At 73.6% G+C, this 18,182-nt stretch carries 20 protein-coding genes and 1 pseudogene; 10 read left to right on the plus strand and 11 right to left on the minus strand.

What is annotated here, in order from left to right:
* Positions 1-3 precede the first annotated feature (3 nt).
* Complete coding sequence (locus F8271_RS10740; protein WP_151489555.1) at positions 4-537, minus strand: hypothetical protein; 534 nt, start codon at positions 535-537, stop codon at positions 4-6.
* Between the two features lie 17 nt (positions 538-554).
* Positions 555-1,424: a PhzF family phenazine biosynthesis protein gene (locus tag F8271_RS10745; RefSeq protein WP_151489556.1), complete on the minus strand. Its 870-nt coding sequence runs from the start codon at positions 1,422-1,424 to the stop codon at positions 555-557.
* Between the two features lie 33 nt (positions 1,425-1,457).
* On the opposite strand from F8271_RS10745, the gene F8271_RS10750 reads away from it, so the two are divergent.
* The 3 genes from F8271_RS10750 to F8271_RS10760 all read left to right on the plus strand — a co-directional run bounded on the left by F8271_RS10750 (position 1,458) and on the right by F8271_RS10760 (position 4,609).
* Positions 1,458-2,744 (plus strand): magnesium transporter MgtE N-terminal domain-containing protein, encoded by a 1,287-nt coding sequence (locus F8271_RS10750; RefSeq protein ID WP_151489557.1) that lies wholly within the window; start codon positions 1,458-1,460, stop codon positions 2,742-2,744.
* Positions 2,737-3,387: a DUF1003 domain-containing protein gene (locus F8271_RS10755; RefSeq protein WP_151489558.1), complete on the plus strand. Its 651-nt coding sequence runs from the start codon at positions 2,737-2,739 to the stop codon at positions 3,385-3,387. Before F8271_RS10750 ends, F8271_RS10755 begins: the two co-directional genes overlap by 8 nt.
* Before the next feature lie 76 nt (positions 3,388-3,463).
* Complete coding sequence (locus F8271_RS10760; RefSeq protein ID WP_151489559.1) at positions 3,464-4,609, plus strand: Mrp/NBP35 family ATP-binding protein; 1,146 nt, start codon at positions 3,464-3,466, stop codon at positions 4,607-4,609.
* 70 nt (positions 4,610-4,679) lie between these two features.
* On the opposite strand, the gene F8271_RS10765 is transcribed toward F8271_RS10760, so the two are convergent.
* Positions 4,680-5,102 (minus strand): preprotein translocase subunit TatB, encoded by a 423-nt coding sequence (locus tag F8271_RS10765; RefSeq protein WP_151489560.1) that lies wholly within the window; start codon positions 5,100-5,102, stop codon positions 4,680-4,682.
* Positions 5,103-5,178: 76 nt separating this feature from the next.
* Complete coding sequence (locus F8271_RS10770; protein WP_370461894.1) at positions 5,179-6,432, minus strand: S1C family serine protease; 1,254 nt, start codon at positions 6,430-6,432, stop codon at positions 5,179-5,181.
* Between the two features lie 478 nt (positions 6,433-6,910).
* On the opposite strand from F8271_RS10770, the gene F8271_RS10775 reads away from it, so the two are divergent.
* Complete coding sequence (locus tag F8271_RS10775; protein WP_151489572.1) at positions 6,911-7,480, plus strand: O-methyltransferase; 570 nt, start codon at positions 6,911-6,913, stop codon at positions 7,478-7,480.
* A 6-nt stretch (positions 7,481-7,486) separates the two neighbouring features.
* On the opposite strand, the gene F8271_RS10780 is transcribed toward F8271_RS10775, so the two are convergent.
* Together F8271_RS10780 and F8271_RS10785 are read right to left on the minus strand one after the other, a co-directional pair.
* A complete protein-coding gene (locus F8271_RS10780; protein WP_151489573.1) occupies positions 7,487-8,965 on the minus strand; it encodes a M17 family metallopeptidase in 1,479 nt (492 codons plus the stop codon).
* A 151-nt stretch (positions 8,966-9,116) separates the two neighbouring features.
* Positions 9,117-9,284 (minus strand): DUF3117 domain-containing protein, encoded by a 168-nt coding sequence (locus tag F8271_RS10785; protein WP_007455245.1) that lies wholly within the window; start codon positions 9,282-9,284, stop codon positions 9,117-9,119.
* A gap of 190 nt (positions 9,285-9,474) precedes the next feature.
* Here F8271_RS10785 and F8271_RS10790 point away from each other — a divergent pair, with 190 nt between their 5' ends.
* From F8271_RS10790 to F8271_RS10805, 4 genes are read left to right on the plus strand one after another with little or no spacing between them, the layout of a single operon-like run.
* Positions 9,475-10,293 carry a PaaX family transcriptional regulator C-terminal domain-containing protein gene (locus tag F8271_RS10790; protein WP_151489561.1) on the plus strand — a complete coding sequence of 273 codons (819 nt, stop codon included), beginning with the start codon at positions 9,475-9,477 and terminating at the stop codon, positions 10,291-10,293.
* A 4-nt stretch (positions 10,294-10,297) separates the two neighbouring features.
* Positions 10,298-11,089: an enoyl-CoA hydratase-related protein gene (locus F8271_RS10795; protein ID WP_151489562.1), complete on the plus strand. Its 792-nt coding sequence runs from the start codon at positions 10,298-10,300 to the stop codon at positions 11,087-11,089.
* A 58-nt stretch (positions 11,090-11,147) separates the two neighbouring features.
* Positions 11,148-12,446 carry a DUF1800 family protein gene (locus tag F8271_RS10800; RefSeq protein ID WP_151489563.1) on the plus strand — a complete coding sequence of 433 codons (1,299 nt, stop codon included), beginning with the start codon at positions 11,148-11,150 and terminating at the stop codon, positions 12,444-12,446.
* A 16-nt stretch (positions 12,447-12,462) separates the two neighbouring features.
* A complete protein-coding gene (locus F8271_RS10805) occupies positions 12,463-13,704 on the plus strand; it encodes a DUF1501 domain-containing protein (protein WP_151489564.1) in 1,242 nt (413 codons plus the stop codon).
* Here the strand turns inward: F8271_RS10805 and F8271_RS10810 are convergent.
* From F8271_RS10810 to F8271_RS10830, 4 genes are all read right to left on the minus strand, one after another.
* Positions 13,701-14,324, minus strand: coding sequence for a hypothetical protein (locus tag F8271_RS10810; RefSeq protein WP_151489565.1), 624 nt, complete (start codon positions 14,322-14,324; stop codon positions 13,701-13,703). The genes F8271_RS10805 and F8271_RS10810 overlap by 4 nt on opposite strands.
* A 25-nt stretch (positions 14,325-14,349) precedes the next feature.
* A complete protein-coding gene (locus tag F8271_RS10815; RefSeq protein ID WP_151489566.1) occupies positions 14,350-14,919 on the minus strand; it encodes a DNA-3-methyladenine glycosylase I in 570 nt (189 codons plus the stop codon).
* A 146-nt stretch (positions 14,920-15,065) separates the two neighbouring features.
* Positions 15,066-15,563 (minus strand): SRPBCC family protein, encoded by a 498-nt coding sequence (locus F8271_RS10825; protein WP_151489567.1) that lies wholly within the window; start codon positions 15,561-15,563, stop codon positions 15,066-15,068.
* The gene (locus tag F8271_RS10830) at positions 15,560-16,228 is read right to left on the minus strand and encodes a DivIVA domain-containing protein (protein WP_151489568.1); all 669 of its coding nucleotides are present in this window, start codon (positions 16,226-16,228) and stop codon (positions 15,560-15,562) included. Before F8271_RS10830 ends, F8271_RS10825 begins: the two co-directional genes overlap by 4 nt.
* 153 nt (positions 16,229-16,381) lie before the next feature.
* Here F8271_RS10830 and folP point away from each other — a divergent pair, with 153 nt between their 5' ends.
* On the plus strand, positions 16,382-17,251 hold the full coding sequence (folP, locus tag F8271_RS10835) for a dihydropteroate synthase (RefSeq protein ID WP_151489569.1): 870 nt from the start codon (positions 16,382-16,384) through the stop codon (positions 17,249-17,251).
* 67 nt (positions 17,252-17,318) lie between these two features.
* On the opposite strand, the gene ndhC is transcribed toward folP, so the two are convergent.
* Positions 17,319-17,696, minus strand: a complete 378-nt coding sequence (gene ndhC, locus F8271_RS10840) for an NADH-quinone oxidoreductase subunit A (protein ID WP_139587019.1) — start codon at positions 17,694-17,696, stop codon at positions 17,319-17,321.
* A 129-nt stretch (positions 17,697-17,825) separates the two neighbouring features.
* On the opposite strand from ndhC, the pseudogene F8271_RS10845 reads away from it, so the two are divergent.
* Positions 17,826-18,182 (plus strand): annotated as a pseudogene (locus F8271_RS10845) (hypothetical protein); the annotation flags it as partial.

Consider the following 18,182-nt stretch of genomic DNA (forward strand, 5'->3'; position numbering starts at 1 on the left):
GCGTCAGCGGCGGCGGCGCACCCGGTGCAGGCGGAACGGTTTGCGGGTGACACGGACCGCGGGTGTGGGCCGGGGCGGCTCGGACTGCGCGTCGGACGGCAGGTCGGCGCCGGCCAGCGGCACACCGGCCGGGGCGAGGCGGTTCACGGCGCAGTCCTCGGCGGCCCATCGGGCCACCAGATCCGCGGTCGGACCGGGCGCGTTCAGGCGCTTGCCCGCCACCAGCGGCGCGGTGGTGTCCCATGCTTCGGTGCCCGGGCGTACCCGGGTCACCCGCGCCGACCAGGTGACGATCCGGCCACCGTGGTCGCCGCGCAGGGTGACCTGCGCCTCGGTCGCGTCGGCCAGGCCCGGCGCGGCCTGTTCACCGGGGCCGCTGACCACGAAGAGCGCCCCCTCCAGCGGGGCGCACCAGAGCGCGAGCGCCGGCCCGCCGGCCACGCTGACCCAGGCCACCGCCGCTTTCTTCATCGCCTCGTCGACCAGCGGCGTGCCGCCGGGGGCGTCCTCGTCCGTCACACCCGCATTCTCCCGCATGGACGCGTGCGCGCCGGTCAGCCCACGAAGGGCGGTACGCCGATCTCGCCCCGGGCCACCGCCATCACCTGGCCGGAGACGGTAGCGCCGACCACCACGCCACCTGCCGCGGTGACCGTGCAGGCCAGCTCGGACGGACGGTTCACCTCCACACCCTGGCGGACCACGTACTCCGACGTCCCCTCGCCGGGCAGCAGGCCACTCGCCACCAGCCAGACACCGAGGCCGAGCGCCGCCGAGCCGGTCGCCGGGTCCTCCGGTACGCCGAGCCCCGGCACGAAGACCCGGGCGTGCGCGGTTTGCGTGGCGGCGTCCCAGGAGAAGACGCTGACGTGCGCCACCCCGTACCGCTCCGCCACCGCCGGGTTCAGCCGTGCCCGGGCGACCGCCTCCGGCCGCACCGGCAGGTAGGGGAACTCGAGCCCACATCCGGCCACCCGGGGTGCGGGGCCGGCGTGGTCGTCCGCGCCCAGCCCGGCGATCTCCAGCAACGGCTCCGCGTCCAACTCGGGGCCGAGGGTGGGGGTGCCGCCGGTCAGCGTCGCGCCGGACGCCGTCACCTCGATCGGCAGCACCCCGGCACCACACTCCTGGGTGATCTGCCCCACACCGAACAATCCGCGCCGGCTCGCGGTCACCGCCGCGCCGACGCTGGGGTGCCCGGCGAACGGCAACTCCTCCACCGGAGTGAAGATCCGCGCCCGGTAGGTGGCGCCGACCTGCGTCGGAGGCAGCACGAACACCGTCTCGGAGAGGTTGAACTCCAGCGCGAGCGTCTGCATCTGCTCGGTCGCCAGCGCCTCCGCGCCGAACACCACGGCCAGCGGGTTGCCGGCGAACGGGCGGTCGGTGAAGACGTCCACGATCTCGTACGCCAAGGTCGACATGTTGATAAACACTAGGCGCTTAGGCTGGTGCCCGTGAGCACGCCGACCCGGGTCTACATCGCCCGCCTCGCCGGAGTCGCCGTCTTCGATCCGAACGGCGACCAGGTGGGCCGTGTTCGGGACGCCGTGGCCCGGCTCCGGGCCACCAAGCGTCCACCGGAAGTGGTGGGCCTCGTCGCCGAGATGCCGATGCGTCGACGGATCTTCCTGTCCATCAACCGGATCACGTCCATCGACCCGGACGCCGTGGTGCTCGGCTCCGGCACCCTCAACCTGCGCCGGTTCGAGAAGCGTCCCAACGAGCTGCTCGTGCTCCAGGAGCTGCTGGACCGGCGGGTGCAGCTCGAACCGGGCGGCCAGCCCGGCGCGGTGGTGGACGTCGCGATGGAGTGCAGCCGGGGCGGTGAGTGGGCACTCAGCCGGGTCGCGGTCCGCGAGCAGACCGGCCGGCTCAGCCGCCGCGGCCACCTGCACCAGGTCGAATGGGACCGGGTGCGCGGGCTCAGCGGCATCGCCGACAACCGGGGTACGGCGAACCTGCTCGCCGTGCTCGAGGACATGCGCCCGGCCGACCTTGCCAACGCCCTGCAGGACCTGCCGGACGCACGACGCAACGAGGTCGCCGCGGCACTGAACGACGAACGGTTGGCCGACGTGCTCAGCGAGCTGCCGGAACACGACCAGGTGGAGATCCTCGCCGCCCTGGACCGGGAGCGGGCCGCCGACGTCCTCGAGGAGATGGACCCGGACGACGCCGCCGACCTGCTCAACGAGCTGCCCCCGCCCGAGCAGGACGTCCTGCTGGACCTGATGGAGCCGGACGAGGCGGACCCGGTGCGTCAGCTGCTCAAGTACACGCCGGGCACGGCGGGCAGCGTGATGACCTCGGAGCCGGTCATCCTGCCGCCGGACGCCACCGTCGCCGAGGCGCTCGCCCGGATCCGGGAGCCGCAACTGTCCCCCGCCGTCGCCGCCCAGGTCTTCGTGACCCGCGCCCCGCAGAACACCCCGACGGGCCGCTACCTGGGCATGGTGCACTTCCAGGCGCTGCTGCGCGAACCACCGGCCGACCTGCTGGGCAAGGTGGTGGTCAACGACATCGACCCGCTGCGCCCCACCACTCCACTGCCGGAGATCACCCGCCGGATGGCCACGTACGACCTGGTCGCCATGCCGGTGATCGACCGGAACAACCGGCTGGTCGGCGCCGTGACGGTGGACGACGTGCTGGACCACTCGCTGCCCCGGGACTGGCGGGACCGGGACACCCTGACCGCCGCGGGTGCCTCCGACGCGGCGCTGGACGGCACGGATGGCTGACCAGCGGCGGGCCGAGCGGCTGGACCAGCCGCGTGAGCCCCGAGGCGTCAAGCTGCCCCGGTTCGACGCGGAGGCGTTCGGCCGGTGGTCGGAGGGCATCGCCCGGGGCATGGGCACCGCGAACTTCATCGTGGTCATGACGGTGGTCATCACGATCTGGTTCGTCTGGAACACTCTCGCACCGGCGAATCTGCGCTTCGACCCGTACACCTTCACGTTCCTCACGTTGGTGCTGTCGTTGCAGGCCAGCTACGCGGCGCCGCTGATCCTGCTGGCACAGAACCGGCAGGCCGACCGGGACCGGGTCGCGTTGGAGGAGGACCGGCGGCGGGCCACCGCGCAGAAGGCGGACACCGAGTACCTGGCCCGGGAGATCGCCGCGCTGCGGATCGCGCTGGGCGAGGTCGCCACCCGCGACTTCCTCCGCTCCGAGCTGACCCGGCTGGCCGAGGAGCTGGACGAGGCGGGGCAGCGCCGGCAGCGGCTGGAGCGCCGCCAGGTGGAGAAGGAGGGCCGGCAGGAGCGGCGCGCCCAGCGGGCGACCGACGGTGTGGGGCTGGACGAGCCGCGCGACGACCTGGACGGCGACCTCACCCACGACGCCCGGCCGGACGGCACCGGCCCGCGCCGGTCGGAGGGTTGACCACGGGGTCATCGATTGGCTCACACCGCCGCGGGCAGCGGCGGCAGCGGATGCCTCGCGACGTAGCATTGCGGGCATGTCAGCACCCGTCAGCACCGTCGAGGACGCGATCCAGGCCGCCCTGGCCACCGTCAACGACCCGGAGATCCGCCGGCCCATCACCGAGCTGGGCATGGTCCGCTCGGCCACGATCGCCGACAACGGGGTCGTACGGGTCGAGCTGCTGCTCACCGTCGCCGGCTGCCCGCTGAAGGACAAGCTGCGGACGGACATCACCGTCGCGGTCGCCGCGGTGCCCGGGGTGACCGGAGTGGAGATCGACTTCGGTGTGATGACGCCGGAGCAGCGGCAGTCGTTGCAGTCGCAGCTGCGCGGTGGCGGCGGCGAGGAGCCGGTCATCCCGTTCGCCCAGCCCGGCTCCCGGACCCGGGTGTACGCGGTGGCCAGCGGCAAGGGTGGCGTCGGCAAGTCCAGCGTGACGGTCAACCTGGCGGCGGCGCTCGCCGCCCGTGGGCTGTCCGTGGGTGTGGTCGACGCGGACATCTACGGCCACTCGGTGCCCCGGATGCTCGGTGCGGACGCCCGCCCCACCCGCGTCGAGGACATGATCATGCCGCCGCAGTCGCACGGCGTGAAGGTGATCTCGATCGGCATGTTCACCTCCGGCAACGCCGCCGTGGTGTGGCGTGGCCCGATGCTGCACCGGGCGTTGCAGCAGTTCCTCGCCGACGTCTACTGGGGCGACCTGGACGTGCTCCTGCTGGACCTGCCGCCGGGCACCGGCGACGTGGCCATCTCGCTGGCCCAGCTGCTGCCCAACTCGGAGATCCTGGTGGTCACCACCCCGCAGGCCGCCGCCGCCGAGGTGGCCGAGCGGGCCGGCGCGATCGCCCTGCAGACCCACCAGCGGGTCGTCGGTGTCATCGAGAACATGTCCTGGCTGGAACTGCCGGACGGCTCCCGGATGGAGATCTTCGGTGCCGGCGGTGGCGCGGCGGTCGCCGAGTCGCTGACCCGGACCATCGGCGCGCAGGTGCCGCTGCTCGGGCAGATCCCCCTGGACACCCGCGTCCGGGAAGCCGGGGACGCCGGCAACCCGATCGTGCTGGCCGAGCCGGAGTCGCCGGCCGCACAGGCGCTCGGCACGATCGCCGACCGGCTGGCGCTGCGCCGCGAGTCGCTGCTCGGCAAGCCGCTCGGCCTCAAGCCCGCCGGGCGCTGAGCACCACGATCGACGACGCCCCGCCGGCCACTCGGGCCTGCGGGGCGCGATCGTCTCCGTGCCGGGTCGCTCAGGTGGCGTCGTCGTAGCTGGCCCGGGGGGCCGGTGCCGAGGGGGCACCGGTGGCCGTGCCGGACCGGGTGCCGTTCGACCGCGGGTCCACGGCGTTGGCCACGTCCTTCAGCTCGTTGTGTACGCCACTGACGTCGGCGCGCAGATTGTCGTAGACGCCCTGCATCGGCTTGCGGATCGCCGCCTCGTCCTCCTCGCTGAGGAGGTGCTTGCGGATGAACGCCTTCGGGTGCAGGTCTTCGAGCTGAATGTCGGTGCCCAGCTCGCGGCTCAGGTCGCCGGTGGCGTTGCGGGCCATGTTGCGCAGGTTGCGCACCATCCGCAAACCGTCATTGATCACGGCGGGCAACCGGTCACCAAAGATCAACAGCGCCAGGAGCAGCAGCGCCCCGACTTCCCACATGTTCAGATTCTCGAACATCCCGCGGGCCTCCTCTCGGCGTCAGCAGCAAGACTACGCACGTGAGACGGCTTTCGGGCAGGGGGTGGGCCGCTGTTCACTTCGCATCCGCGGCGAGGGTGACCGACGTGTTCTGCCGGTCGGCGCCGCGCCGGAACTCGACGGTCACCACCGAGCCGGGCGCGAACTTGCGGACCAGGGCGATCAGGTCGGTCGGTTCGGTCATCGGCCGGCCGTTGAGCTTGAGGATCACGTCGCCGACCCGCAGCCCGGCACCGGCCGCCGGCCCGGACGGCTCGACGGCCGCCAGCCGTACGCCGCCGCCGGCACCCGCCCCCGGCCCGCCCACCTGGGCGCCGATCACCGTACGCCGGGCCTTGCCGGTGCCGATGATGTCCTGGGTCACCCGCTTGGCCTGGTTGATCGGGATGGCGAACGCGAGGCCGATGTTGCCGGCCTCCTGGCCCTCGGCGACCAGCGACTTGATCGTGGAGTTCACCCCGACCACCCGCCCGGCGCCGTCGACCAGCGGGCCACCCGAGTTGCCGTGGTTGACCGCCGCGTCGGTCTGGATCGCCGCGTAGTAGCGCACCGGCCCACCCGGCTCGCCGGCCTGCATCGTCCGGTCGAGGGCGCTCACGATGCCGGCGGTGACCGTGTTGGCCAGCGAGAGCGGCGAGCCCACGGCGAGCACCGGGTCACCGACGGCCAGCGCGTCGGAGTTGCCGAACTCCACCGGCCGCAGACCCGTCCGGCTCACCTTGATCACCGCGATGTCCGACTCCGGGTCCTGACCGACCACGGTCGCGGGCGCGGTGCTGCCGTCGTTGAAGATCACCGAAGCCTTGCCACTGCCGCCGGCCAGCACGTGGTCGTTGGTGATCACGTGGCCGTCGGCGCTGGCGATGAAACCGGAACCCTCACTGGTGCCGCCGAGACTGCTCACCCGCACCGTGACCACGCTGGGCAGGACACGTTCGGCGACCCCGGCCAGTGACTCCGGTTTGCGCTGGGCCAGTGCGGGCGGCTGGGCCGGCTCAGCTCCGAGGACCGTCGCGGCAGCCCCAGCACGCACCGCGAACGCGTAACCGAGCGCACCGCCGAGGGCACCCGCCAGCAGGGCGGTGATCACCGGGATGAGCAGCAGGTGACGCAACATCGGACGACCAGGTGCGTCCGGGTCGCTGACCGGCTCCGGCTCGGTGCCGGCCGCCACCGTCGCGGGCACCACCACCGCGACCGGGGCAGCCGGATCCCGCCAGGGGTCGGCGAGCGCGTCCGACCACCAGGGCGACGGGCCGGCGGTCGACCCGGCCGGTGCCGGTGACCCGGCGTACGGGGCGGCCGCCACCGGTGGCGGGCCCCCTGCCGCCGGTACGCCGTCCGGCGACGCCACGGGCGCGCTGCCGGCCCCCGGCGTGCCTGGTGGCCCCGCAGGCGGTACCCCTGCCCCGGGCGGTCGCGCCGGTGCCGGAGTCTCACCGCCCCGGCGCCAGTCCCAGCCGTCGGTCACGTCGGTGCCTCCCAGTCCGTCCCCGGATCCCGCGCCGCGTCGCCCGGCCACGGTCCGGTGTGGGCGCGGCTGACGGGATACCGCCTCCAGGATTGCACGGATGCGCGCGGTGGAGTCAGCGGTTGCCCCCGGTGATCGCGTACGACGGAAGCCGCGGCTGCGCCGCGCGACGGTCGCCTCTACGCTCACAGTGCCAACCCGCCCCCGCACCACGCACCGCCCCCGGAGGTGCCCCATCGCCACGGTCGCCGGTTCCGGCAATTCGACGACCCAGGCTCAGCAGTTCGCCGAGTCGTACGTCACCGAGGATCTCGTCCTGCGTACCGCCCGCAGCCTGGCCCACGAGGTGGGCCTCGACGCGGTCACCCCCGGCGCTGGCGCGGCGCTGCGTCTGCTGGCCGCGGCCGGCAACGCCCGGGCGGTGGTGGAGATCGGCACCGGCACCGGCGTGAGCGGTGTGTGGCTGCTGCGCGGCATGCGCGCCGACGGGGTGCTCACCACCATCGACGTGGAGGTGGAGCACCAGCGGATCGCCCGGCGGATCTTCGCCGAGGCGGGCTTCGCCGCGGGCCGCACCCGGATCATCACCGGACGCGCCCTGGACGTGCTCCCCCGGCTCGCCGACGGCGCGTACGACCTCGTCTTCGTGGACGCCGAGGCGACCGGCTTCCACGCCTGCGTGGAGGCCGCGCTGCGACTGCTGCGCCCGGGAGGCGTGCTCGCGCTCAACGGCATGCTGGCCGGTGGCCGGATCGCCGACCCGGCCGCCCGGGACGCCGAGACGGTGACCGTCCGCGAGACGATCAAGGCGATCCGGGAGTCGGAGCACTGGATCCCGGCGCTGCTCCCGGTCGGGCACGGGGTGCTCGCCGCGGTGAAGTGCTGACCGGCGTCAGTCGACGCTGGCCAGCCAGCGCAGCAGCCAGCGCACGCCCCAGCCGGTCGCGCCGCGGCTGACCTCGGCCTGGTCGCCGTCCGCCCAGGACGGGGCCGACATGTCCAGGTGCAGCCAGCGGTCCCGTAGTTCGCCGGTGAACTCACGCAGGTAGAGCGCCGCCAGCACCGACCCGGCACCCTGGGCGGGCGCGCTGTACAGGTCGGCGACCTCGCTGCCCAGGTATTCCACGTAGTCGGTGTGCAGCGGCATCCGCCACGCCGACTCGCCGGCCGCCTCGGCCGCCGCCAACACGCCGGCGGCCAGGTCGTCGTTCTCGGTGTAGAGGGCGGCGGTGCGCTTGCCCAGGGCCACGGCGTTGGCGCCGGTGAGCGTGGCCAGATCGAGCAGGAGGTCCGGCTTGAGCTGCTGCACCGCGTACGCCAGCGCGTCGGCGAGGACCAGCCGGCCCTCGGCGTCGGAGTTGGTCGTCTCGCTGGTCGTGCCGCCGTAGTGCCGCACGACGTCGCCGGGGCGGAACGCCGAGCCGCTGACCATGTTCTCGGCGAGCGGGGCCAGCGTGGTGACCCGGACCGGCAGCCGCAGCGTGGCGGCGCCGAGGGTGGCCGCGACGACCGCCGCCGCGCCGGCCATGTCCTTGCGCATCAGCTTCATCGCCGGGACCGGCTTGATCGAGATGCCGCCGGTGTCGAAGGTGATGCCCTTGCCGATCAGCACCACGTGGGCACGTGCGTCGGCCGGGTGCCAGTCCAGTTCGACCAGGCGGGGGCCGCTCGCCGAGCCGCCGCCCACGGCGAGGATCCCGCCGAAGCCCTCGGCGGCTAGTTCGGCCGGGCCACGGACCCGCAGGCGCAGGTCGGGGAGGTCGGCCGCGGCGGTCGCCACCTGCTCGGCGAACCACTGCGGGTTCTTCACCGAGGAGGGCATGTTGGTCAGGTCGCGGGCGAGGTGGGTCATCGCCGCGGTCGTCCGGGCCGTGGCGAGGGTCGCCTCGTACCCGGCCGGGTCGGTGAGCAGCAGGTCGATGCCGTCGAGTGCGGGGAGCGTGTCGCCTGCCTCGGTGAGCCGGAACCGGTACGAGGCGAGCAGCAGCCCCTCGGCCAGCCCACGGACGGTCACCGGGGTCGCCTCGGCCGGAAGCGCGATAGTGATGTGCGTCTCATCGGAGGCGGAGCGGGCCAGAGCCGCGCCGGCGGCCCGCCAGGCCGCCTCGTCGCCGTCGCCGATGCCGAGCAGCAGCAGACGCCCGGGGGTGCGCCCGGGGCGGAGCTGGGTGCGGATCTCGCCGGCCCGACCGGTCAGCCGGGCCACCGGCGTCAGCGCGGCGGCCTCGTCGGCGGTGCCGTCCGGGGGTGCCACGGCGGTCGGCACCGGCTCGGCCGACTCCGCACCCCCGGGGGCCTGGCCGGCCGGGCGGACGGGCAGGACGAGCACGTCGAGCTGGTCGGATTCGGTGACGAGTCGGATGTCGAGCACGCGGAACCGCACCTCCAGGAAAGTGTCGCGGAGCGGCGCGGACCGGGCCGCCCGGTCCGCGCCGATGAAGACCCTGAGCCACCGGCGATACCGGTGGCTCAGGGTCTGGGGAACGTTCCGGGCGGAGTACACCGCCCGGAGCACTCCTCACTCAGCCGGCGGCTGCCTTCAACGCGTCACCGAGCGCGTTGGCCTCGTCGGGAGTCATCTCGACGACGAGCCGGCCACCGCCCTCCAGCGGGACCCGCATGACGATGCCCCGACCCTCCTTGGTGACTTCCAGCGGACCGTCGCCCGTCCGCGGCTTCATCGCCGCCATGTTGTCTCCCCTCAGACCTACACCAGGGTCGGTGGGTTGCCCCACAGCCACTTCGTCACGACCACCCGCAACCGTCGCGGGGGTGTCGACCAACGATTTTCCCTGATGAACACCGCCGGACCCAAACCGGAGCAGCATTGATGTAACAGCATCTAGCTTATCTTGAGAAGGCCTGTCACAATGTGCGGTCATGCAGGCACGGTCGGCACTCTTCGACCTGTACGGCGACCACCTCCGACCGAGAGGTGGCCGGGCACCGGTCGCCGCCCTGGTCAAGCTACTGGCGCCGTTGGGAATTGCACCGCCGGCCGTTCGCACCGCCGTGTCCCGGATGGTGCGTCAGGGCTGGCTCGACCCGCTCCGCCTGGCCTCCGGACCGGGATATTCGATCACGCCAAAAGCTGCCCGACGACTGGACGAGGCCGCGGCCCGAATCTACCGAACCGGCCGGGTCACCTGGGACGGCCGGTTCGATCTGCTCGTCCTGGAGGCGCCGGGCTCCCGGCGGGACCGGCAGCGGCTCGCCGCCACCCTGAGCTTCCTCGGCTACGGCACCCTCGACGAACAGACCTGGGTGGCCACCCGGCCCGCCGAGGACGTCGACCTGCTGCTCGCCGAGGCCGGCATCCGGTTCGAGCGGTTCACCGCCTCGCACTACTCCGGCACACCCGGGGCGATGGGCGTGGTCCGGCGGGCCTGGAACCTCACCGAGATCGGCCGCGCCTACGAACGCTTCGTCGCCGACCAGCGTCCACTGCTCGCCGCGGTCACCGTGCGCAGCAGCGACGAGGAGGCGTACGCGGCCCGGTTCCGGCTGGTGCACGCGTGGCGTACCTTCCTGTTCCGGGACCCGCAGCTGCCCCCGGCGCTGCTGCCCGAGCGCTGGCCCGGCACCGCCGCCGCCAGCTTCTTCGACCGGCACGCGGCCCGCCTGCGTCCGGCCGCCGACCGGTATGTCGAGCAGTGCCTCGACGCCGGCAACCGCATCGTCCGACAGAAGGGTCGTTAGACACGTGACCGAGCCGTTGCTCGTCGACCGGACCGACGCCGTCGTCACCCTCACGCTGAACCGGCCGAACGCGATGAACGCGCTCGACGTGGCGCTGAAGGAGGCGCTGCGGGACGCCCTGGCGGAGCTGGAGACCGACCGGTCCTGCCGGGCGGTCGTCCTCGCCGGCGCGGGCGGGTCGTTCAGCGCCGGTCAGGATCTGCGCGAGCACGTGTCGACGCTGGAGAACAGCTCCGCCGACCCGCTGGGCACCGTGCGGGCGCACTACAACCCGATCGCCGCCCGGCTGGCCAACCTGCCCAAGCCGGTCGTCGCCGCCGTCCGCGGCATGGCCGCCGGAGCGGGCGCCTCCCTGGCGTTCCTCGCCGACATCCGCATCGGCGGTCCGAGCACCAGCTTCCTGATGGCCTTCGCCAAGGTGGGCCTCGCCGCCGACACCGGCGCCTCCTGGACACTGCCCCGGCTCGTCGGCCACGCCAAGGCGGTGGAGCTGCTGATGCTCGCCGAGCCGGTCCGCGCGGAGGAGGCCTGCCGGCTGGGCCTGCTCAACCGGCTGATGGACGACGACGAGAAGGTGCTGCCGGCCGCGCAGGAGCTGGCCGCCCGCCTCGCCGCCGGCCCCACCGTCGCGTACGGGGCGATCAAGCGGCAGCTCTCCATCGCCAATGCCGGCACCCTCGCCGACGCCCTGGCGGCCGAGGCGCAGGCACAGTCGATCTGCGGCGCCACCGATGACCACCGGGCGGCCACCCTCGCCTTCGTCGCCAAGCAGAAACCGGTCTTCGAGGGACACTGAACGCGATTCGCACCTCGGCCTTACCGTCCTCGAACACGCCCCGCCTAGCGTCGGTCCCATGAGCGATCGTGAAGCGGTGGCGCACCTGCTGCGCCGGGCCACCTTCGGGCCGACCGCCGACGAGGTGGACGCGGCCGAGCGGGCCGGGGCGGCGGCAACGCTGGACCGGCTGCTGGCCCCGGGCCGGGCCGACCGGGGTGCGGCCGCCACCCCGCCGCCGGCGCTGCCCGCCGACCCGTACGCCGCGCTGACCAAGGAGTCCACCCGCGAACAGCGGCAGAAGGCCAACGCGGAGCGCCGCAAGCAGCTCCAGCAGGTCACCGAGTGGTGGCTGGACCGGATGGTGGCCGCCGAGGACGGGCTGACCGAGAAGTTGGTCTTCTTCTGGCACGGGCACTGGGCCACCAGCGCCCAGAAGGTCAAGTCGGCACGGGTGATGCAGGGCCAGTTGGAGACGCTGCGCCGGCACGGTCGCGGGCCGTTCGGTCCGCTGGTCGCCGCGATGGTGCGCGACCCGGCCCTGATCATCTGGTTGGACGGGCAGAAGAACACCCGCAAGGCGCCGAACGAGAACCTGGCCCGCGAGCTGATGGAGCTGTTCACGCTCGGCATCGGCGCCTACACCGAGGCCGACGTGAAGGCCGGCGCGCGGGCGTTGACCGGCTGGACGGTGGACCGCGGCACCGGCACCGCCCGTTTCGAGGCACGCCGGCACGACCCCGGGGAGAAGACGATCCTCGGGCACAGCGGCCGGTTCGACGCCGAGGCGTACGCCGGGCTGCTGGCCGCCGAGCCGGCGACCGCGACGTTCGTGGCCGGGCGGCTCTGGTTCCGGTACGCCGGCACCGACGTTCCGGCGCCGGACGGCCTGGCCGGCACGGACACCACCACGACGCTCCGGGCGATCTTCTCCGCGCCGGCCTTCGCCCAGACCCGGGGCACCCTGGTCAAGCAGCCGGTCGAGTGGATGGTCGGCGCGCTGCGGCAACTCGGCATCCGCCCCTCCGCCCTCCCCGAGCAGCAGCGCAAGCAACTGCTGGGCGGCCTGAACGCGCTGGACCAGGTGCCGCTGCGCCCACCCAGCGTGGGCGGCTGGCCGGCCGGGGCCGCCTGGCTGACCACCTCGTCGTTGCAGGCCCGGCTCCGGCTGGCCGGGATGCTCGCCGCCGCCACCGCGCCGGCGGTGCTGGCCCGGCTGACCGCCGCGCCCGCCGCCGGCCGGCCGGACGCGCTGGCCCGGCTGCTGGTCGTCGACGGGTGGGGTGCCCGCACCCGGGCCGCGCTCACCCCGCTGGCCGGCGAGCCCCGCAAGCTGCTGGCCGCCGGCCTGATCAGTCCCGAATACACCGTCAGCTGAGCGGAGGAGTCGAGAAATGGACACCCTGACCCGACGGAGGTTCCTGCTCACCAGCGGAGTGGTCGGCGCGGGCGCGCTGGCCGCCGGAGCCGGCGCGTACAGCCTGCGGGACCTGCTGGACACCGCCGGCGACCGCGACCCGCAGTCGCACACCCTGGTGCTGGTCACCCTGTACGGCGGCAACGACGGCCTGAACACCGTCATCCCGTACGGCGACCCGGCCTACCGGGCGGCCCGTCCCGAGCTGGCGTACCCGGACAACGAGGTACGACGGCTGGACGACGACTTCGGGCTCAACCCGGCCCTGGAGGGCCTGCACCAGCGGTGGTCCCAGGGCGGGCTGGCGATCGTGCGCGGCGTCGGCTACCCGAAGCCGGACCGCAGCCACTTCCGGTCGATGGACATCTGGCACACCGCGCAGCCGGACCGGCCGGGCACCACCGGCTGGCTGGGTCGCTGGCTGGACGGGGCGGGCGGCGACCCCCGGCTGGCGGTCTCCTTCGAACCGGCCCTGCCGCCACTCCTGGCCGGGGCGCGAAGCGCGGGCGCCGCGGTGCCGGTGGCCGACCGCAAGGCCGCCAAGGGGCTGTCGGCGGAGACGCTGAAGGCGTTCGAAGCGGCCGAGCCGGGTGAATCCGCCGCGCGGGCCCGGGCCGCCGCCTGCTTCGCCGACCTGCGGTCGGTGGACGACATGATCCGCCAGGTGCGGGACTCCGCCGAGCAGGACACGGCGGACCCGGACGGCGAGCAGGCGCCCGCGACGGCCACCGGCGGGGCGCGGACACCACTGGACGCGCAGCTGGACCTGGTCGCCCAGTGTGTCGAGGCCGGAGTGTCCACCCGGGTCTTCTCGGTGTCGCTGGGCGGCTTCGACACACACGCCGACGAGAAGCAGTTGCAGGCCGTCCTGCTGGGGCAGCTGGACCGGGCGTTGACCGGGTTCGCCGACCGGATGGGTCGCACCGACGCCGGTCGCAAGGTGGTGGTTGCGGTCTACTCCGAGTTCGGCCGACGCGTCCGGGCCAACGCCTCGGACGGCACCGACCACGGCACCGCGTCGGACGTGCTGCTGCTCGGCGCGGGCGTGCACGGCGGCTGGCACGGCGAGGCGCCCAGCCTCACCGACCTCGACGACGGCGACCTGAAATACACCACCGACTTCCGGGACGTCTACGCCACGCTGCTGGAACGGGTGCTGGACACCGACCCGGGCCCGGTGCTCGCCGACTGGCGGGGACGCGTCGACAAGCTGTTCTAGTCGTCCTCTTCCGGGTCCTGGTTGGCCTGCTCGCCCAGCACGAACGCCTGCATGGCCAGCTCGTCGCCGGACGGTGACACGAACGCGGGCAGCTCGCGAGGGCCCAACTCCTGCACGTACGACCAGAACAGGCGCACCGCCTCGGCCGGCGTGCCGGCCTCGATCGGCAGGTCGAGGCTGACCAGCCAGGTGCGCCGCGCCGGGGGCGGGCCGAGCCGGTCGGCCAACGCCCGGAAGGCCGCCGGGTCCAGTGCGGTGACCGGCCCGTCGAGGGTGAGCAGGTCGGCCGGCACCGGCTCGTCGAAGGCCCGCCGGGTGTACGCGACGACGAGCGTCCCCGGCTCGACCGGGGACTGCGGATCGTCCGGGTCCTCGGAGTGCCGCTGGGCCGGCGCCGTGACCCGGCCGAGCGCCACCAGCCTGGTCGGCGCGTCGGCGAGCACCGCCACCCGGTCACCCGACGTCGGCCGGCCGACGTCGGTCAGCCCGGTCAACTCCAGCGTGTCGTGGTGCACGAGCCGCTCGGCCTCGTACCGCTCGGCGGGCAACAGCACCGCCCAGGTGCCCGCTCCGTCGGCGTTGCCGGCCGGGCCGGCCCGGTACGCGGTCTCGGTCGTCATGCCTGCCATCCCATCATGTCGGCGGTCAGAGGGTGACGTGACAGCCGACGATGTGATCGTCGACCATCCCGGTGGCCTGCATGAGCGCGTACGCGGTGGTGGGACCGACGAACCGGAAGCCCCGTTTCTTGAGGGCCTTGGCCATCGCCGTCGACTCCGGGGTGATCGGGGCCAGCTCGGCGAACGAGGCGGGGCGGGCCGGCCGCTGCTCCGGCGCGAAGGACCAGAGCAGCGTGGACAGGCCCTCGGGCAGCTCCAGTGCCGCGCGGGCGTTGGCGATCGCCGCCTCGATCTTGGCCCGGTTGCGGACGATGCCGGCGTCGGCGAGCAGGCGGGTCACGTCGGTGTCGTCGTATCCGGCGACGGTCGGGATGTGGAACTCGTCGAAGGCCAGCCGGAACGCCGGGCGCTTACGCAGGATGGTCAGCCAGGACAGGCCGGACTGGAACGCCTCCAGGGTCATCCGCTCGTAGAGCGCGTCGTCGCCACGCAGCGGCCGCCCCCACTCGGTGTCGTGGTAGACGGCGTAGTCCGGGGTGCTCGCCCCCCAGGCGCAGCGGGCCAGCCCGTCGGCGCCGATCACCAGGTCAGTCACCTCGCACACGCTAGGCCATCGCACCGACAGCCCATTGCCACCGGAGTACGCGTCGGCCGCCCGGGACCTGCGGTCCGCGGTCAGCTGGCGGCACCGCGCCGGGCACCTGTTCCGGGCGCCGGGCTGGCAGCCGGCACCGGGCGTGGTCAGGGCAACCGGCCCTGCTCGACCAGACGGGCGAACCTCTTCAGCGCCTGGGTGAGGCTGACCTTGGACCCGGGCCACAGCACCGGCCACGCCAACCGGCCGGCCCGACCGCCGGGCAGGTGGAACCACTCGTGCCAGACCACCTGTGTGCGGTTGCGGTCCAGTTGGGTGCAGCGCAGCACACCCGGCCCGCGCAGCAGTTGACCGCAGTGCACCACACCGATCTCGTACGGCTCGTCGACCCGGACCACGCGCATCTCGTCGCGCAGCACCGCCGGGCCGAGCGACGTCACGGCCTCGATCCGGCTGCCCTCCCGCCCGTCGCCCTCGACGACCCGTACCCGGGTGAAGGGGATCCAGTCGGACTGCCGCTCCCAGGCGAGCAGCGCCGCGAAGACCCGCTCGGCCGGGGCGTCGACGATCACGGTGGCGGTCACCTCGCCGGCACCGGGTTGGGCCGCCTCGCGGAGATCGTCGGTGCCGTCCGGGCCGGTCACGCCGACTCCGACCGGACAGCCGCCCCGTTCCTGCTGGTGTCGTCGTCGGCCGGGGCCACGCCGTCGGCGTCCGCCGCCGAGGAGGTGGCGTCGGCCGGGCCGGTCACGCCGGACGAACCCGGCGGCGCCGACACGGGCTCGGCGTCGTCGACCGGTGCCACGCCGTCGGCGTCCGCCGGCGACGAGGTGGCGTCGGGCTGCTCGACAGCGCCGGCCGAGCCGACCGCCGCCGCGCCGTCGGCCCGTGGCGCGTCCGTCGCCACGCCGGTCGGCTGCTCGGCCACGTCGGTCGACCGCTCGGCGGCGCTGGCCGACCGCTCGCGGGCCTGGCGCAGCGCGTCGGCATCGGCGGTACGGCCCGCACGCAACGCGATGACCTCCGCCTCCAGCACCCCGATCAGCTCCGACTTGTAGCCGATGTCGTACGCCGCACGACGCATCGCCTGGTCGACCTGGGCCATCCGGTACCCGCGCAATCCGGTGTCGAAACGGACCGCGCCCACATCGGATTCGCGCAGTGGCCGGGTGCCTGGCAACGGCACGGCCTGCGAATCGGGCTCGACCGGCACCAGGCCGGGATCACGGCCGCTGACCAGCACCGTCACGCCGAACACCACCGCCGCGACGGTCAACGCCACGACCAGGAGGAGCAGAAGCTGACCCATGTACTGATCGTGGCACGGCGGCCGGCCGGTAGCGACCCCACCACCCCGATCACGAGTCGTGGTCGACGGCGCGCTGCGCTGCGGTCGACCGACCGGCTAGCGTCGGGACCGGCCGACGCGGGCGGCGACGGTGCGGACTCTCAGGAGGCGGGCATGGCCGGGGCGCTGCGGCTGGGTGGGCGGACGTTCGCCCCGGACGAGCTGGTGGTGATGGCGATCGTCAACCGCACACCGGACTCGTTCTTCGACCGGGGTGCCACCTTCGCCGCCGACAGCGCGCTGCGCGCGGTTGAGCGGGCGGTGGACGAGGGCGCGGCGATCATCGACATCGGCGGGGTGAAGGCCGGCCCGGGCGCCGAGGTGGACGTCGCGGAGGAGATCCGGCGCACGGTGGACACCATCGCCGCCGTCCGGGCCGCGTTCCCGGAGGTGGTGATCTCGATCGACACCTGGCGCGCCGAGGTGGCGACGGAGGCCGTGGCCGCCGGCGCGGACCTGCTCAACGACACCTGGTCGGGTGCCGACCCGGCGCTGGCTCGGGTGGCCGCGCAGACCGGCGCGGGCCTGGTCTGCTCGCACGCCGGCGGGCTGGTCCCGCGGACCCGCCCGCACCGGGCCGCGTTCGACGACGTGGTGGCCGACGTGGTCGCGACGGTGACCGGGCTCGCCGAGGGCGCGGTGGCGGCGGGGGTACGCCCCGACGGCATCCTCATCGACCCGGCGCACGACTTCGGCAAGAACACCCGGCACTCGCTGGAGATCACCCGTCGGCTGGACGAGCTGACCGGGACCGGCTGGCCGGTGCTGGTGGCGCTCTCCAACAAGGACTTCATCGGCGAGACGCTCGACCTGCCGGTGACCGAACGGTTGGAGGGGACGCTCGCCGCCACGGCGGTCTCCGCCTGGCTGGGAGCCCGGGTGTTCCGCGCCCACCAGGTCGGGCCCACCCGGCGGGTGCTGGACATGGTCGCCTCGATCCGCGGCGACCGCCCACCCGCGGCGACCCGGCGGGGTCTCGCCTGACCGGTCGTCGGCGTGACCGACCGCGAACGGCCGGACGGTCCGGCACGATCGCCGGAGGGCGCGGCGGTCAGGTCCAGCGCAGGATGTTCCTACGCCAGGCGTAGAGGATGCCGAGCGCGAGCACCGCCACGAACACCGCCATCTCCACCACCGTGACCAGGCCGAAGCCCGGGCGGTCGAAGACCACCGCCCACGGAAAGAGGAACACCGCCTCGACCGCGAACAGCACGTACAGATAGGCGTAGACGTAGTAGCGGATCTGCATCTGCGCCCAGTCCGCGCCGACGGGATCGAGCCCGCACTCGTAGCTGGTCCGTTTGCCGGGCGGGTCGGCCGGACGCGCGGGACGTAACACCCGGTTGGCCGAGAACGCCACAACAAAGAACAGGACGCTGGCGAGCAGCAGGAGCCCGAGCGTCGCGTACGAGCCCAGGTAACCGGTCACGTCCGGGAGCCTACCGCCCGCCCGGAGCGACCGTCCCAAACACGTTACGTATTTGTTTCCGGATGGGACTAGTGCACTGGGGCAACTGTTACCGAACATTGGACTCCCACCCATGTCACCGGAGGACAGATGGCCCGCGTGAAGGTTTCGCCCGATCGCCGGGCTGCGGGGCGACGTCCCACGCCCCTGCTGGCGACCTCGCTGGCGCTCGGCCTGCTGGCCGCGCTCGCCGTGGCACCGGCATGGGCCAGCGCGGCGGTCCCGCACGCGTACCCGGCTGCGGTGGCGACCGACCCGGTGAGCGAACCCGAGACGGATCCGGATCCCGAGACCACACCCGCCGAGGAGCCCACCCCGACCGAGGAGCCGGGCGACGGCACCCCGCCGACCGAGCCGGCCCCGGAGACCACCGCGCCACTGATGTCGAAGGTCACCTCGTCGGCGGCGAGTACGCCCTGCGAGCCGGTCGGTGCGGGCGGCGACACC

This window comes from Micromonospora sp. ALFpr18c (assembly GCF_008868155.1).
Taxonomy (GTDB): domain Bacteria; phylum Actinomycetota; class Actinomycetes; order Mycobacteriales; family Micromonosporaceae; genus Micromonospora.